14 protein-coding genes are annotated in these 16,266 nt (G+C 38.7%); 9 read left to right on the top strand and 5 right to left on the bottom strand.

Translation table 11 applies throughout. The features are described from left to right. Window positions 1–132 precede the first annotated feature (132 nt). From FC84_RS02040 to rbsK, 3 genes are all read left to right on the top strand, one after another. Entirely contained in the window at window positions 133–2,508 is a 2,376-nt protein-coding gene (locus FC84_RS02040) for a phosphoketolase family protein (protein ID WP_057754618.1), read from the top strand. Window positions 2,509–2,619: 111 nt separating this feature from the next. Beyond that, entirely contained in the window at window positions 2,620–3,267 is a 648-nt protein-coding gene (gene rpe, locus FC84_RS02035; protein WP_057754615.1) for a ribulose-phosphate 3-epimerase, read from the top strand. Window positions 3,268–3,416: 149 nt separating this feature from the next. After that, window positions 3,417–4,334, top strand: coding sequence for a ribokinase (rbsK, locus tag FC84_RS02030; protein WP_057754611.1), 918 nt, complete (start codon window positions 3,417–3,419; stop codon window positions 4,332–4,334). 55 nt (window positions 4,335–4,389) lie between these two features. On the opposite strand, the gene FC84_RS02025 is transcribed toward rbsK, so the two are convergent. Continuing rightward, the gene (locus FC84_RS02025; protein ID WP_057754608.1) at window positions 4,390–5,382 is read right to left on the bottom strand and encodes a LacI family DNA-binding transcriptional regulator; all 993 of its coding nucleotides are present in this window, start codon (window positions 5,380–5,382) and stop codon (window positions 4,390–4,392) included. Between the two features lie 201 nt (window positions 5,383–5,583). Between FC84_RS02025 and galE the strand changes: the two genes are divergently transcribed. From galE to FC84_RS02005, 4 genes are all read left to right on the top strand, one after another. Further along, window positions 5,584–6,573, top strand: a complete 990-nt coding sequence (gene galE / locus FC84_RS02020; RefSeq protein WP_057754605.1) for a UDP-glucose 4-epimerase GalE — start codon at window positions 5,584–5,586, stop codon at window positions 6,571–6,573. Window positions 6,574–6,584: 11 nt separating this feature from the next. Beyond that, window positions 6,585–7,772 carry a galactokinase gene (locus FC84_RS02015; RefSeq protein ID WP_057754604.1) on the top strand — a complete coding sequence of 396 codons (1,188 nt, stop codon included), beginning with the start codon at window positions 6,585–6,587 and terminating at the stop codon, window positions 7,770–7,772. A gap of 92 nt (window positions 7,773–7,864) precedes the next feature. Next, on the top strand, window positions 7,865–9,358 hold the full coding sequence (locus tag FC84_RS02010; RefSeq protein ID WP_057754601.1) for a UDP-glucose--hexose-1-phosphate uridylyltransferase: 1,494 nt from the start codon (window positions 7,865–7,867) through the stop codon (window positions 9,356–9,358). A 118-nt stretch (window positions 9,359–9,476) separates the two neighbouring features. Continuing rightward, the gene (locus FC84_RS02005; RefSeq protein ID WP_057754600.1) at window positions 9,477–10,424 is read left to right on the top strand and encodes a hypothetical protein; all 948 of its coding nucleotides are present in this window, start codon (window positions 9,477–9,479) and stop codon (window positions 10,422–10,424) included. Window positions 10,425–10,525: 101 nt separating this feature from the next. On the opposite strand, the gene FC84_RS02000 is transcribed toward FC84_RS02005, so the two are convergent. Next, complete coding sequence (locus FC84_RS02000) at window positions 10,526–11,866, bottom strand: FAD-dependent oxidoreductase (protein WP_057754599.1); 1,341 nt, start codon at window positions 11,864–11,866, stop codon at window positions 10,526–10,528. 262 nt (window positions 11,867–12,128) lie between these two features. Between FC84_RS02000 and FC84_RS01995 the strand changes: the two genes are divergently transcribed. Next, entirely contained in the window at window positions 12,129–12,833 is a 705-nt protein-coding gene (locus FC84_RS01995) for an MgtC/SapB family protein (protein ID WP_057754598.1), read from the top strand. Window positions 12,834–13,263: 430 nt separating this feature from the next. Here FC84_RS01995 and FC84_RS01990 read toward each other — a convergent pair whose 3' ends face one another. Continuing rightward, window positions 13,264–14,196 carry an alpha/beta hydrolase gene (locus FC84_RS01990; protein ID WP_057754596.1) on the bottom strand — a complete coding sequence of 311 codons (933 nt, stop codon included), beginning with the start codon at window positions 14,194–14,196 and terminating at the stop codon, window positions 13,264–13,266. 70 nt (window positions 14,197–14,266) lie between these two features. After that, window positions 14,267–15,082, bottom strand: a complete 816-nt coding sequence (locus tag FC84_RS01985) for a tyrosine-protein phosphatase (RefSeq protein ID WP_057754593.1) — start codon at window positions 15,080–15,082, stop codon at window positions 14,267–14,269. 89 nt (window positions 15,083–15,171) lie between these two features. On the opposite strand from FC84_RS01985, the gene FC84_RS01980 reads away from it, so the two are divergent. After that, complete coding sequence (locus tag FC84_RS01980; RefSeq protein ID WP_057754590.1) at window positions 15,172–15,984, top strand: glycosyltransferase family 2 protein; 813 nt, start codon at window positions 15,172–15,174, stop codon at window positions 15,982–15,984. On the opposite strand, the gene FC84_RS01975 is transcribed toward FC84_RS01980, so the two are convergent. Beyond that, entirely contained in the window at window positions 15,973–16,215 is a 243-nt protein-coding gene (locus FC84_RS01975; protein ID WP_057754588.1) for a hypothetical protein, read from the bottom strand. The genes FC84_RS01980 and FC84_RS01975 overlap by 12 nt on opposite strands. Between the last annotated feature and the right edge of the window lie 51 nt (window positions 16,216–16,266).

Here is a 16,266-nt window from a genome sequence, read left to right as displayed (position 1 = left end):
TCAGTGTTTTTAAGATTGGTACGACCCAATAAATTAAATGGTTGACTTTTTCTTGTTTTTTAGTATGATATAGATGTTAAGTTAATTGATAATTATTATTGAATTTGAGCTTAAAAGAGCGGGAGGAAAATCATGGATTCAGTTAAAAATACTGTCGATTATGATTCACCGGAATATCTTAAGTTAATGAATGAATACTGGCGTGCTGCTAACTACGTTTCAGTTGGTCAACTTTATTTAAAGTCTAACCCATTGTTACGTCATCCTTTAGAGGCAAGCGATGTTAAAGTTCATCCAATTGGTCACTGGGGTACTATTGCTGGTCAAAACTTTATTTACACACATTTAAATCGAGTTATTAAAAAATACGGTTTAAATATGTTTTATATTGAAGGCCCAGGTCATGGTGGCCAAGTCATGGTTTCAAATGCCTATTTGGATGGCACATACTCTGAAATTTATCCTAATATTACTGAGGATGAAGAGGGTATGGGCAAGTTATTCAAACAGTTCTCATTCCCAGGCGGTGTTGCTTCTCATGCTGCTCCTGAAACACCAGGATCAATGCATGAAGGTGGCGAATTAGGTTACTCTGTCTCTCATGGTGTTGGTGCAATTCTTGATAACCCTGACGTGATTGCTGTTTCTGTCGTTGGTGACGGTGAAGCTGAAACTGGTCCATTAGCTGCTTCATGGATGTCAACAACCTTTATTAACCCAATTAATGATGGTGCAGAATTACCAATCTTAAACTTAAATGGTTTCAAAATTTCTAATCCAACCATTCTCTCCCGCAAGTCTAATGAAGAATTGACTAAGTACTTTGAAGGTAATGGCTGGGAACCAATTTTTGTTGAAGGCGACGATCCTGACAAGATGCACCCAGCAATGGCTAAGGCTATGGATGAGGCTATTCAAAAGATCAAAGCAATTCAAAAGAATGCTCGTGAGAACAATGATACAACGCGCCCAATCTGGCCAATGATTATCTTCCGCGCTCCTAAAGGCTGGACTGGTCCTAAAGAATGGGATGGCGAACCGATTGAGAATTCATTCCGTGCTCACCAAATTCCAATTCCTGTTGACCAAAATGACATGCAACATGCTGATAAATTAGTTGATTGGTTAGAATCATACAAGCCAGAAGAATTGTTTGATGAAACTGGTGCCTTAAAACCAGAAATCAAAGCAACGACTCCAGATGGTGAGAACCGGATGGCTTCCAATCCAATTACAAACGGTGGTATTGATCCGCGTCCGTTGAAATTACCCGATTGGCGCGACTATGCTTTAGATAATTCAGAACATGGTAAGATTATTGCTCAAGATATGAATATCTTTGGTCAATGGACACGTGATGTGATTAAGAAGAATCCAGATAACTTCCGTGTCTTTGGTCCTGATGAAACAATGTCTAACCGTTTAGCACCAATATTTGAAGCTAGTGAGCGTCAATGGTTGGAACCGATTCATAAACCTAATGATGAATTTGTTGCACCTGCTGGTCGGATCATTGATTCACAATTATCTGAACATCAAGCTGAAGGGTTCTTGGAAGGTTATGTTTTAACTGGTCGTCATGGCTTCTTCTCAAGTTACGAAGCTTTCTTACGAGTTGTGGATTCAATGCTTACACAACACTTCAAGTGGTTACGTAAGGCCAATGAATTACCTTGGCGTAAGAAATATCCTTCATTGAACATTATTGATACCTCAACTTCATTCCAACAAGATCATAATGGTTATACTCATCAAGATCCAGGTCTATTAGGTCACTTGGCTGATAAGAAACCTGAATATATTCGGGAATATTTGCCAGCTGATGCTAATACACTGTTAGCAGTTGCTAATAAAGCTTTTGCAACTGAAGAAAAGATTAACTTTATTGTGACTTCTAAACACCCACGTCCACAATGGTATTCTGCTGAAGAAGCTGATGTCCTTGTCAATAATGGTTTAAAGATCATTGATTGGGCAAGTACTGATAATGGTGAAGAACCTGATATTGTCTTTGCCGCTGCTGGTACTGAACCTAACTGGGAAAGCTTAGCTGCAATTTCTATCTTGCACAAACAATATCCAGAGATGAAGATTCGTTTCATTAACGTTGTTGATTTGTTGAAATTACAATCACCAAAAGTTAACCCTCGTGGTTTAAGTGATGAAGAATTCGACAATTACTTTACAACTGACAAGCCAATTGTCTTTGCTTTCCATGGCTTTGAAGGTTTAATTCGTGATATCTTCTTTGATCGCCACAACCATAACCTTCATATTCATGGTTATCGCGAAAACGGTGATATCACAACACCATTTGATATGCGTGTTGTCAATCAATTAGATCGTTTTGACCTTTCTAAAGAAGCTGCTTTGGCTGTCTATGGTCCTAAAGCTGCTGGCTTTGCTCAAAAGATGGATGATAAGGTTGCTTACCACAATGCTTATATTCGTGACTATGGTACGGATATTCCTGAAGTTGAAGAATGGCAGTGGGAACCACTTAAATAATCCTTTAATTAAGTTGAAACACTATTATTCTAAGTAGGTAAAAACTTAGCCCACCAATCTCAGCGGATTTGGTGGGTTTTTATGGTCAGTAAATTAACGAGGTGAATCAAGATGTCGATTATTGTAGCACCATCACTGTTAAGCGCTAGTTTATTTGATTTAAAAAATCAAATTACCACAATTGAAAAGAGTGCAGCTGAATATTTGCACGTTGATATTATGGATGGTCATTATGTTCCCAATATTAACTTTGGGGATAAGTTTGTCAAAGAGTTACGTGCACAAACAGATTTAGTCTTGGATTGCCACATTATGGTTGAGAATCCCGAACAAGTTGTACTTGATGTTGCGCAGGCGGGTGGTGATCTTTTGACATTTCATCCGGAAACCACACGCCATCCATATCGTTTAATTGAAGAAATTCACAAGTTAGGTAAAAAGGCGGGTATCGCTTTTGATCCAGCGTTAAGCATTGCTGCTTATCAAGACTTGTTGCCAATTGTTGATCAAGTTTTAGTCATGACTGTTAGTCCTGGTTTTGGTGGGCAAAAGTTTATTGAAAAAATGACGACGAAAATTGCTCAAGTAGAGCAATTACGACGTGACAATCACTATCATTATGATATTGAAGTTGATGGCGGTATTACTGACCAAACCGGGCGTTTATGTGTTGCTGCTGGCGCTAATGTCTTGGTTGCCGGATCATATGTTTTTAAAAACGGTATTACTGAACCAATTGAAAAATTAGCACAATTATAGTTATTCACTAAAAAAATTCGGAACAAGTCATGACTTGTTCCGAATTTTTATGTCTATTTCTATTAGAGTTGGAAATTTTCATCAGAGTTGCTTTTTAAGTTATTATTTTTAGCGTAAAATAGAAGTAATTAACTTAATGAGGTATAACAATGACGAACAAAGTAACGATTGTAGGTAGTATCAATGTCGACCGGATTTTACAAATTGATCAGTTGCCACAATCTGGCGAAACGATTCGCATGCAAGATTTCTCAATTGCAGCAGGAGGAAAAGGTGCTAATCAGGCCGTTGCTGCAGCACGGTCTGGTGCTCAGACAAGTTTTATTGGGGCGGTAGGTCAAGATTTAGATGGGCAGATGATGCTGAACAAACTACGCGACAATCAAGTCAATACTAACGCCATCGAAGTGATGAACAGCAGTGCCACTGGGCAAGCTTATATTTTATTACAGGCTACTGGTCAAAACTCGATTATCATTAGTGCTGGCGCCAATGCCGATGTTTCTGCTGACCAAGTTAAAGCTAATCAAGCATTAATTATCCAAGCTGATTTTGTTATGGCCCAATTTGAAACACCACTAGCTGCCACTATCCAAGCGTTTGAAATCGCTCAAGCTAATCGGACCATAACAATTTTGAACCCTGCACCAGCCACTGCAGCACTCTCTGAAGAGCTTTTACAACTCACAGATATTATTGTTCCTAATGAAACAGAAGCGGCTAATTTAACAGGAATTGAGATTACAAATGAAACTTCTATGCGAGCTGCTGCAGATAAGTTTTTTGCTCTGGGTGTTAAAGTTGTGATTATCACGTTAGGTAGCCGCGGCGTTTTTATGGCTCGAGCTGGTTTTGATAAGATCATTCCTGCAGTCACGGTAACAGCCGTGGATACAACCGCTGCAGGGGATACCTTTATTGGCTCGTTAGCTTCTGAATTACATGCTGACTTTTCTAACTTGGAGGCAGCCATTGTTTACGCTAATCGTGCTTCCGCGTTAACTGTTCAAAAACTTGGTGCTTTTCCTTCAATTCCAACCCGCGCCGAAGTAGTAGCAAGCATTTAATAAATATTAAGAAGAACAAAAAGTCCCCAGTTTAAAAAATAAACTAGGGGCTTTTTTATTTGGAGCTTTCTCGTAAGACTAATTCAGTGCCAATATTTAAGTTTACAGGCACTGTTCGTTGTGAATCTAAGCGGTCTAATAACAATTCAACACTTTTTTGTCCCATTAATTCAGTATCTACTTTAACCGAACTTAATTGTGGGGAGAAATATTTAGCAACGGTACTATCGTTAAAACCAATAATACTAACGCGTTCAGGGACTGCAATATGATTTTCTTTTAAAGCGTGGAGTGCACCAATGGCTAACGCATCATTGGCTGCAAAGAATGCGTGCGGTAATTGTTCGCCTAATTCTTGAATGGCTTTAGTCATCATTTGATGCCCAGATTCAACGCTGAAACTGCCTTTTAAAATAAAATCGGGGTTCAATAATTTTCGGTCACGTAAAATATTACGGAAAGTTTGGTAACGCAGATCAGTTAAACGTAATTGTTGATCACTAGTCACTTCTTGGCCGGCCAAAATACCAATATCATCAATACCAACTTTTTGGAAGTGATCAATAATTTGTAACACTGGGTAATGAAAATTGGTCGTGACACTGTCAAAGCCATAATTTAAGGTATTAAAATCGACGAAAGTTGTAGGCAAACCCGTTGCTTTAATACGCTTGATTTGATTTTGACTGAATTTGCCAATTGCAATCATACCGGCAAAGTCCGGACTAGTTGGTAAATTTTGTTGCTGTAAGCCAATTTGTTGCGGCTCAAATCCAGCTTCATGAATTTTATTTTCTGCGCCTAAGCGAATGGAGAGATAGTAAATATCGTCAAGTTCTTCTTGCTCGTTATACCAGGTTAGGATGGCGATTTTCTGGGTTGACCGACTGCTTTTCTTTTTATGTTGGTAATTTAAATTCTCAGCTACTTCAAAAATTCTTTTTTTTGTTTTATCTGTCACAGACAGACCAGGATCATAGTTTAGAACGCGAGAAACAGTAGCAGGTGAGACGCCCGCCTTCTCGGCGATATCTTTAATCGTAGCCATGAATGATTACCTCCAACATGGAATAACGTAGTTATAGAGCAGTAGATAGATTATATTATAAATTTATTTAGTAAATTTTTCAAATGGAATCAAAAATGAATTTTACCTGAAAACAATTGACTAAACAAGCAAATCAGTGGTATAACTAAGTTGATAATATTTAGTAAAAACTAAATAATTTACTAAAAGGGAGCGTTTACTATGACAATTTTAGTAACCGGCGGTGCTGGCTATATTGGTTCACATACAACTGATCGTTTGATCGAACAGGGCTTTGACGTTGCTGTCGTTGATAACTTGGTAACAGGTCATCGTCAATCGGTTAATTCAAAGGCTAAATTTTATGAAGGTGATCTTCGTGATCGTGCATTTCTAGAATCAGTTTTTACTAAAGAAGATATTACGGGTGTTGTTCATTTTGCTGCTTTTTCATTAGTCGCAGAATCCATGAAAGATCCATTGAAGTATTTTGACAACAATGATTATGGTTTCATCGTATTATTGGAAGTTATGAACAAATTTAATGTTAAACAATTGGTCTTCTCTTCAACAGCAGCTACTTACGGCGAAGCAAAAGAGATTCCAATTACAGAAAAAACACCACAAGAACCAACTAATCCTTATGGTGAAAGCAAGTTAACGATGGAGAAGTTTGCTCATTGGCAAGATGTTGCGCATGGCTTGAAATGGGTTGCCTTACGTTACTTCAACGTTGCAGGTGCTAAAGCTGATGGTTCAATTGGTGAAGATCACCGTCCTGAATCACACTTAATTCCAATTGTGTTACAAGTTGCTAGTGGCAAACGTGAAAAACTACAAATTTTTGGTGGCGATTACCCAACTAAAGATGGTACTAACGTTCGTGATTATGTTCATGTCGTTGATTTAGCTGACGCTCATATTTTAGCACTTCAATATCTTGAAGCTGGTCATGATTCTAATCAATTTAACTTAGGCTCAGCAACTGGTTTTTCTAACTTAGAAATTGTTGAAGCAGCTCGCAAAGCTACTAAAAAAGAAATTCCTTATGAAATTGCTGATCGTCGCCCTGGCGATCCTAGTACATTAATTGCTTCATCACAAAAAGCACGTGAAATCTTGCATTGGGAACCAAAATACGATGACATTGAAAAAATTATCGCGACTGCTTGGCTCTGGACGGAACAACATCCTAACGGTTTCGATAAATAGGAGAATGAGATATGCAATTAGCAGAGATTAATACGCAATTCACTGAAATTTTTGATGCAAAAGTTGACGCAAATTATTTCGCACCTGGCCGTATTAACTTAATTGGTGAACATACAGACTACAATGGCGGTCATGTTTTTCCAGCGGCAATTAGCTTAGGAACGTATGCTGCTGTTAGTCCGACCACAGATCATCAATTACATTTGTATTCTGCAAATTTTGCAAGCCAGGGTGTTCATGAAATTGATTTAGATCAATTGGCTTTTAATAAAGATGATGATTGGACTAATTTCGTTAAGGGTGAGTTCTTCTTGCTTCAAGCAGCTGGTGTTGATTTTAAGCACGGCTTGAATATTTACTTCTATGGTAATCTGCCAGCCGCATCAGGTTTGTCCTCATCAAGTTCAATCGAATTATTAACGGGTACTATTATCAATGCTTATTATCAACTTGGTAAAACACCATTAGATCTTATTAAGTTGGGTCAACAAGTTGAAAATCAATACATTGGTGTCAATTCAGGAATTATGGATCAATTTGCCATTGGTATGGGTAAGAAAGATCAGGCCATCTTCTTGGATACGAATACTTTGGATTATCAATATTATCCAATTGCCTTAGATGACTATGAAATTGTGATTATGAATACCAATAAGCCACGGGCATTAAGTGACAGTAAATATAATGAGCGTCGTGCAGAATGTGAAGAAGCATTAGCACGTTTGCAAAAAGTAGTGGCAATTAAATCTTTGGGTGACCTAGATGCCGAAAGCTTTGATGAATATTGCTACGCCATTAATGATGAGATCTTAATTAGACGTGCCCGCCATGCTGTCTTAGAAAATCAACGCACTATTACCGCTGCTAAGGCGTTAACTGATGGTGATTTAGAGAAGTTTGGTCGATTAATTAATGCTTCTCATGTTTCACTTGAATATGATTATGAAGTGACGGGCGTTGAATTAGATACACTTGCTCATACGGCTTGGCAACAACCTGGCGTCTTAGGTGCTCGTATGACTGGAGCCGGTTTTGGTGGTTGTGCTATTGCTGTTGTGAAATCTGCTAATATTCCCGATTTTATCGAAAAAGTTGGTGCAATTTATCGTGAGACAATCGGCTACGATGCCGGTTTTTACCGAGCTAAGATTGCGGATGGTCCACATAAAATTGTTGATCAAGATTTGATCATCGAATAATTAATTCAAAAAATTAAACTCGTTTTAGATTCACTATTTTAAATTAAGAGGTTGTTTCTCATTTTTAATTAATTTAGGAGTATGTTGACATCATGCGTCAGACAAGTTTAGTCACACCGTTTGTAACAGAAATTTTAAAAAATAATTCGCAGTTCCAAGATTTAGATCGCGTCTATTTGCAAAATCAAATTTTGACTTTAATTGGCGCTGACGATTTTGACGAAGTTGTGGGTATAGCGACTAATCAACCAATTGAATTAGCTAATCAATTAGTTGATTATGCTGTTGAGCATCAAGCTATTGCTGATAATCAACCTGCTCGAGAAATTTTAGAAGCACAATTATTGAATTTAATCACGCCACCACCAAGTTATGTTAATCAACATTTCTGGAACCTATATCAGGAATCATCTCAAGCGGCTACTAAATATTTCTATCACTTGTCGACGGCTAATGATTATGTCAAAACTGCTCAGATTGCTAAGAATATTAAATTTCCCGTGGCGACTGAATATGGTGATTTAGAAATTACGATCAACCTTTCTAAACCTGAAAAAGATCCCAAAGCAATTGCCGCAGCGGCCACAGCGGCACCATTAAGTTATCCGGCTTGCCAATTGTGTATGACCAATGAAGGTTATCGTGGTCGCCTGAATTATCCCGCTCGTAGTAACCACCGTATCGTTCGATTTAATTTGAATGGTCAAACTTGGGGCTTTCAATATTCGCCGTATGCTTATTTCAATGAGCATTGTATTTTTCTTGATTCGGTTCATGAACCGATGCATATTAATCGGCAGACGTTTTGCAATTTATTTGCTATTATTTCCAAGTTTCCTCACTATTTTGTTGGCAGCAATGCGGACTTACCAATTGTTGGCGGTTCAATGCTAAGTCATGAACATTATCAAGGTGGTCGTCATGTCTTTCCGATGAATCAGGCACAAGTGGAGCGAGAATTCCAGTGGCCTGCTTACCCAGAGATTAAACTGGGCGTTGTTAAATGGCCAATGTCAGTTATTCGTTTAACAGGCGCGAATCAGGCGCAACTCATTAACGCGGCCACGACGATTTTAGCGCAATGGCAAAATTATTCGGATGAATCACAATCGATTATTGCCCATGACGCAGATGGCACACCGCACCATACAATTACACCAATTGCTAATAAAATTGATGGTGAATATCAATTAGATTTAGTTTTACGAGACAACCAAACGTCAACAGCTTATCCTGACGGTATTTTCCATCCTCATCAAGATGTTCAGCATATTAAAAAGGAAAATATTGGGTTGATTGAAGTGATGGGCTTGGCCATTCTACCGGGCCGGTTGCTTAATGAGTTGACAGAAGTCGGTAAATACTTGTTAGATCAACCTAATCAAATTGCAGCGATACACCAACCTTGGGCTGATCAACTAAAAGCAAAATATGCTAGCCAACTGACTACGGATAATGTGGAACAAATTGTCCGTGAAGATGTGGGTCATATTTTCGCCCGAGTACTTGAAGACGCAGGTGTCTTTAAACGAACAGCTGTCGGTCAGGCTGCCTTCGACAAGTTTATTCAACAAGTTATAGCTTAATTTAATTAAAACGTGTTTTAGCTTGTTTGCTGATCAGTTTAATCAACTGACTAGCGACATGGCTAGAGCACGTTTTTTGTGCTAAGATGCACTTATTAAAATGCTTAAGGGAGACAAAATGTTTATTTTTGTTGGTTGTGCAGGTGGCGGTAGTTCTAGTTTGTTTTGTCAGCGAATTGTTACAGCGGTTAATACCACGGATCCTAATTTAAAAGCAACAGTAACAGATGTCCAAACGGCTTTGCACGATCCTGAAGCAGTGCTAGACAATAACGACTTATTATTTGCTTACGGTGCAATTGATGCGTTGCAACTTTATAATGCTTTTGATTTCGGTCAAGTATTTGACGTTATTTTGGTGGCGCCACAAGTTCGTTATCGGACTGAAGAGAAAAGGGCTTTAATGGTTGACTATCCCACTATGTTAATTGATTTACCAAATGATATTTTTGGTAAGATGGATGGTGTACTTGCTTTTGAGCGACTACGTGGCGAATTATTATCACTTGATTGGTTACGCGCTTATCGCTCTAGCTTATTACCAACTGGCAAAAGTAGTGACAAAGATATTGAAATATTAGTGATAGGTGCGGATCATCAGGATCCCCAATTTACACAAGTTTTTGAACAATGGCAAACTCAGTCAGGTATTCGCGCGTTACGGCGGACCTTTACGATTGTCAATTTATTGCAATATCGTCCATTAGTAGATTACGAAATTCGTTTCTTATTTGGAAGTTTTGCCCAATTGGATCAAAAAACACTGCCTAATATTGAGCGCAGAATTGACGGCATGATTGTGGTTAGTGAACATCCTGAAGTGTCTTTAAAAAAGTTACGCTCAAAAATGGCAACAGCGCATATTCCGGTTTTAATGGTGGATGATCGAGATGTTCGGCAAGGCTCGCGATTAGCTAACCTAAATAAAGCATTACTTGATTTTATGCGCTTAGTTCAACTTCAAACTGAAGCAGCCACAGGAGCAACGACAGTTTTTAAGAAAAAAGTTAAGCCAGTTAAAAAGAAAACCGCATTTTTCGGGCTTGTTTCTTGGCGGGTTAAATAAGCGGGGTCTTTTGTTATCCGGGTAATGGATTATAATTTGTTTTCAATCATAAATAAAAAAGCTCGCGAGATTTTTCTCGTGAGCTTTTTTGATGAGTTGCCTTATTTTTGGTTTGCTTTAGCAACTGCGGCACCAGCAAGAGCGTTGACGTAGTTGATTGGTTGATCATAGTTAGGTTGGAAGAACATATCAACCATTGCTAACTGATCGATGGTCATTTTGTTTTGAATAGCTAAGGAAATAACATTGGCTGATTGCGCGCAGTCATATGAGCTGTAGAAGGCGCCGCCCTTAATTTCGCGAGTTTCAGGATCCCAAGTTAATTCCATCAAAATTGGTTCTGTGGTCAACATAAAATCAGGACGATAATCTTGTTCTAGAGTGACACTGTCAACTTTTAGACCGCGAGCTTCAGCACCATCAACGGTTAAACCAGATGCGGCTAAAGTCTTTTCAAATAGGCACACTGCAGATGTAGCTTGCGTTCCCATATATTTTTCAGTTGGCTGGTCAATATTTTTACCAACTAAGATACCTTGGCGTACAGCATTGGTTGCCAAAGGAATATAGTCGTCTTTACCTGTGGGATTGTAATGAACAACCGAAGAATCACCAGCTGCATAAATATCAGGATTACTACTCTGCATATACTCGTTGGTAATGATGGCACCATTGCGGAGCATCTCAACTTGATCTTTGACTAATTCTGTATGCGGACGGAAACCAACTGCTAAGATAGCTAAATCTGCTGTATAACTTGATTTATCGGTGGTAACTGTAATTTGATCTGTACCTGAAAAGCTAACCACTTTTTCGTTAAGCGATAACTTAACACCGTGATCAAGATAATCTTGTTCAACCCGATCGCTGATGACACTGTCAAAGTTCTTAGCCAAGACTCGTGGTAGGGCATCAATTAACGTAACTTCTTTACCAGTAACTGCATATTGTTCAGCTAACTCGGCACCGATGTAACCAGCGCCAATAACGACAACTGATTTAATCTCAGGAGCTAATTCTTTTAATGCTTTAGCATTATCCCAATCTTTACATAACTTCAATTTAGGATGGTTAATGCCATCTAATGGCGGAATGACCGGTGCTGAACCAGTTGTGACGACTAATTTATCATAAGTATCTGTCGTGACTTCTCCGGTTTGTAAGTCTTTAACTTCAACGGATTTATTCTGACTATCAACTTTTAAAACATCATGTTGCATTTTCATTGTAGCGCCTAATGAGGCTAAAGCTTCAGGATTAGAATAGAACATTTTATTTGGATCTGAGACATGATCGCCAATCCATAAAGCAATGCCGCATGACAAGAAGGATAGCGTATCATTACGTTCATAAACGGTAACTTCCCAATCTGGGTGTTCAGTTAGAATTTGTTGTGTTGCAAAAGTACCAGCGTGAGTACAACCAATAACAATAACTTTCATAAGTGATGACCTCCGATTTTTATCCTATGGATCCACTTTCATTTTAAATGATTCACAAGGGAAGTCAACGCAGACAACTTGTGAAAAACACCGTTGTTATCATAATAGCTTATTAAAAAGTAAGTAAAAATTAATTTGAAAGCATTATTTTAAAAATTGGTTGATTGATTATGAACAAGAAATAGGCAATTGGTAATCTTACTCATCCACCTGTAAATAATGGTATAGTGGAAGGTGATAATGAATTAAAGGGGCGTTAATCGTGAAATTAACCGTTACAACACTTGATATTATTATTCGATTATTTGCTGCAGTTCTGATTGCTGGTTTAATCGGTTATGATCGTCAACATAAAAATCACCCTGCTGGCATTCGGACTCATATTTTAGTTTGTGTAGGCGCTTGTGTCATTGCCATGATTCAACAAGAGATTGGCTTTCAAGCAATTACATTTGCTAAAGCCTATCCGCAATTTTCCGGAGTAGTGCGCGCAGATGAAGCGCGTTTAATTGCTCAAGTTGTAAGTGGGATTGGTTTCCTTGGTGCTGGAACAATTGTGATTACTCGTCATGCAGTGACCGGCTTAACCACCGCTGCTTCCTTGTGGGCAACTGCTGGATTAGGCTTAGCAATTGGGATGGGCTATTACCGGATTGCCTTTTTCAGTGCCGTGGTTGTTTTACTGGTTCTAATTTTCTTGAAAAAAGTAATTCGGGTTCATACTTATAAGCGAATTGAAATTAAGTATACGAATAAAGGTGCCACTAAAAAAGTGATCACTGATTATTTCAAAAAGAAAAAAATTCACGTTGCTGGTGTTAGCTTCAAAGCTGAAACGGTTAAAGGCGAAAAAATATATACCAACATTTACGCCATTGAAGTTCCTAAGAATATTGATTACACCGATATTGTGGAAGATCTGTCGCAATATGATCATATGTATCAAGTGCGCTTAGTTAATATTTAATCAATAAAAATCCCACATCCGGCGGGCAACCGGATGTGGGATTTTTTAGGAAGAATAGAAATATGTGTTTTTTCTGAAGATAGAGGGGAATCTATCTTTAGAACTGCTCAAGCAAACGGGCATTTGTTGAGCAATTGATCAACTCTAGCGGGCAACTGTCGTTGATCTAACTTGAAATAAGTTGTGGGCAACAATTTATTTCAAAACTTTTCATTTTAAGGGGAGGAATAAAATGAAGAAAACTATCATTATCTTGGGAATAGATTGGAACTAGAGAGTCGAGCAATTAAAACTTATTGCCGCTTTCTATGTTATTAACTATAACCAACAGGTGTGAAAGAAAGACTATGAAAAAATGTCGCTTTTGCGGAAAAAGTATGAAGAAAGTGTGAACTTTAACTCGAAAAAGAAATAGCCCTAATTATTAAAACTATAAGTCAAAGCGACGCAAGAATTCAGCAATCCGATGCTGGTATTCATTAGGGTTAACAGCCAATGCTTCGCCATGATCGGCATTAGGAACAATCCACATTTCTTTAGGAGCAGAGGTGGCATCAAAGTTTTGATAGCACATTTTAGTCGGCACGTACTGATCATCAGCGCCGTGAATAAAGAAGATAGGTCTTGTGTTTTGCTGAAGTGCCTGCAGGGAATTAACATCATTAACACCAAATCCTAATAGAGCCCGATTAATTAAACTGGCAATCGGAATAACCGGAAAGGCGGGCAACTTGAATTCTACTTTAGCACGGTAGGCTAATTGTTCATGAAGCGTGCTGTAACCACAGTCCTCAATAATTCCCTGAACTTGGACTGGCAACTCCTCACCACTCATCATCATAACAATCGCGCCACCCATACTCACGCCAAATAAAATAATTTCACTGTCACAACCTAGTCGGTCAACTAATTCTAAACACCAATCACGATAATCAAGGCGGTCCAACCAGCCGAAATTAATCCATTCCCCAGCACTTTCGCCGTGGGCTCGATTGTCAGGCAGAAGAATGTTAAAGTCTAAGTCTTGGAAAATTTTGGCATAGGCAATCATGGATTGTCCATTGCCATGATAACCATGGGCGATAACGACGGTTTTATCAGTAGGAGTGGGGTTAGGTAGATAAAGGGCATGGATTTTATTTTTGGGATCATCTGCGTATAACCACCAGTCTTCCTTAGCTTGTTGGCTAAACCAATCTTTGACTAGTTCAAAGGCAGCTAAGTAATCAAGGTTATCCGTGTCGGGAATGCGCGGGGCATCGACTCGCTGAAATCCGTAACGATACATTTTTGATCCGAGCACACTTAGCCCAACTAAGGCTACAGTGGGGATAGAAAGCAGGGTTGCTTTTTTCCAGTTCATTCAATCACCTCTAAGAATTTAATTAAGATTAAAACGGTCGCTTAGGTTTAATCGACCAGACTGTAGCGTGTTATTGTAAAAACATTTTTTGAAATTGTTTCAAATCACCCATTGAAAGGCCGAGCGCTTCACGCCAATAATTGGTCATACCACCAAAACCATCGTTAATTGTCGCCAAAACACCCTGAATATAAAGTGCCTCACCTACTTGCGTGTTCATTTGGTCAACGGCTTGTTGAATATCATCATTAGTGGGAGCTTGATGATCGTTAGCGTAATCGTATAATTCATTGGTTAACAGATAATCTTGAATAATTGTTTCGTCAGGAATATTTAACGCTAGTAAAATTAACGCTGCGGTCATACCAGTGCGATCTTTACCAGCAGCGCAATGAAAAACACTGGCTTGTTCGGACGACATGCCTAATAAAACCGCAAATGTCTGCGCGAATTCTTGCTGACTGTGTTTAGTCATCAGGACGTTTTGATAAATGTTAGCAATCGGGTTGTCCAACTTAGGAATCTCACGGCGACGTCTAAAAATTTTGCGAACGTGGTGATTATTAAGCATACGGTTAAAACCAGTAGTGGGATATAATGGATTAGAAATAAAACGCACTGAATCCCAACTTTGATCTGGATAAGATTGTTGTTCTGATGGAGAACGTAAGTCAATATCGTTGATAATATCTAAATCAGCCAGTAATGTCCGGTCACTAACCGTTAGATTGCCTAAAGAGGCGGCGCGATAAATTCGTCGCCATTGAGTCGTTTGGCCCTTTTTGTTCCGGTAGCCACCCAAATCGCGAAAGTTTATCGTACCATCTAGTGCGACAACCCGTTCTGGTTGTCCTAACTTATTTAAATTTGCTGAAGATTGAGCCATTTTGATCACTTCTTCTTAAAATCGTTAAATCATTTTACCTATTGCCTTGGGACGTTTATAATTAGACACAGTATGAAAGGCGGATGTTAATGTCACTGACACCACTATTTAGTATTGTCGTGCCGTTTTATAATTTACGTGCGTATATGGATCGCTGCATTAAAAGTATTTTACGACAATCCTATCAACAAATTGAATTGATTTTAATTGACGACGGATCTACAGACGGTACAACTGAACGCTTAGATTACTGGGCAAAAGTTGACCCACGCATCCGTATTTTTCAACGAGCTAATCATGGCGTATCAGCAACGCGTAATTTTGGTGTTCAAGTCGCTAATGGGAAATATATCACCTTTGTTGATGGCGATGATTGGGTTGAACATCAATTCATTGAATTCATGGTTCAATCATTTGAACGCTATCAAGTTACCATGGTTGCTTGTGGCTTTTATTATGATCCTCGGGGCCGTTCAGCAACCACTAAACACGAATCTGGTGTTTTAAATCGTAAGGAAATGATGAACCGGGTTCTAAAATTGTCAGGTAGTGTGCGCGGCTATTCATGGAATAAAGGCTACATCACAGCAGTTATTAAAGATAATGGCTTGAAATTCACATCAGATATTGATTTGATGGAAGATCAACTCTTTAATGTTCAATATGTGAATGCCTGCGATCGCTTCTATTTTGATACGCAACCACTTTACCATTATGTTCAACGTTCTGACAGTTTAGTTCATGCCTTTAATTTGCAAAAAGTACCAGATACAATTGTGGCTAATTATCGAATTATTCAAGAACTCAATCGCGCTAACGCGGTTGAAGTGACACGTAAAAAAGCACTACAACACGCCAAAAAGCGGCAGCGTTATGCTAAAAAAACAGATTCAATTATCTAAACGATCAACAACGTGATATTTCAGTACGGTTGCTGACTTAAGCGGTAGTTGATGAGCATCCTTGGCAAAATAAACTGCAAAAGCATCTTCTTGATCAGGATCTTCGACAATAATCAAAGGTGATTGCAGGGGATTCTTTTCTTTGTAGATTTCGGCACTCCGTCGTGCTTCTGCAAAATCGTGAGCATTAGCAATTGCATCACCTGGGTTAAAGAAAACATCTTCAGTCATGTGAAATCAACTCCTTTTCCTTAATTATAACGATCTGACATAGAAACATAC

The sequence above is a fragment of the Lapidilactobacillus dextrinicus DSM 20335 genome, from assembly GCF_001436095.1.
Taxonomy (GTDB): domain Bacteria; phylum Bacillota; class Bacilli; order Lactobacillales; family Lactobacillaceae; genus Lapidilactobacillus; species Lapidilactobacillus dextrinicus.
The sequence above is the reverse complement of the archived record's forward strand: the minus strand, read 5'-3'. Positions and strand labels throughout refer to the sequence as shown.

Bases quoted from the DNA above. Each gene is read 5' to 3' on its own strand.
- FC84_RS02040 (WP_057754618.1), top strand. From the start codon at position 133: ATGGATTCAGTTAAAAATACTGTCGATTATGATTCACCGGAATATCTT.
- rpe (WP_057754615.1), top strand. From the start codon at position 2,620: ATGTCGATTATTGTAGCACCATCACTGTTAAGCGCTAGTTTATTTGAT.
- rbsK (WP_057754611.1), top strand. From the start codon at position 3,417: ATGACGAACAAAGTAACGATTGTAGGTAGTATCAATGTCGACCGGATT.
- FC84_RS02025 (WP_057754608.1), bottom strand. From the start codon at position 5,382: ATGGCTACGATTAAAGATATCGCCGAGAAGGCGGGCGTCTCACCTGCT.
- galE (WP_057754605.1), top strand. From the start codon at position 5,584: ATGACAATTTTAGTAACCGGCGGTGCTGGCTATATTGGTTCACATACA.
- FC84_RS02015 (WP_057754604.1), top strand. From the start codon at position 6,585: ATGCAATTAGCAGAGATTAATACGCAATTCACTGAAATTTTTGATGCA.
- FC84_RS02010 (WP_057754601.1), top strand. From the start codon at position 7,865: ATGCGTCAGACAAGTTTAGTCACACCGTTTGTAACAGAAATTTTAAAA.
- FC84_RS02005 (WP_057754600.1), top strand. From the start codon at position 9,477: ATGTTTATTTTTGTTGGTTGTGCAGGTGGCGGTAGTTCTAGTTTGTTT.
- FC84_RS02000 (WP_057754599.1), bottom strand. From the start codon at position 11,866: ATGAAAGTTATTGTTATTGGTTGTACTCACGCTGGTACTTTTGCAACA.
- FC84_RS01990 (WP_057754596.1), bottom strand. From the start codon at position 14,196: ATGAACTGGAAAAAAGCAACCCTGCTTTCTATCCCCACTGTAGCCTTA.
- FC84_RS01985 (WP_057754593.1), bottom strand. From the start codon at position 15,082: ATGGCTCAATCTTCAGCAAATTTAAATAAGTTAGGACAACCAGAACGG.
- FC84_RS01980 (WP_057754590.1), top strand. From the start codon at position 15,172: ATGTCACTGACACCACTATTTAGTATTGTCGTGCCGTTTTATAATTTA.
- FC84_RS01975 (WP_057754588.1), bottom strand. From the start codon at position 16,215: ATGACTGAAGATGTTTTCTTTAACCCAGGTGATGCAATTGCTAATGCT.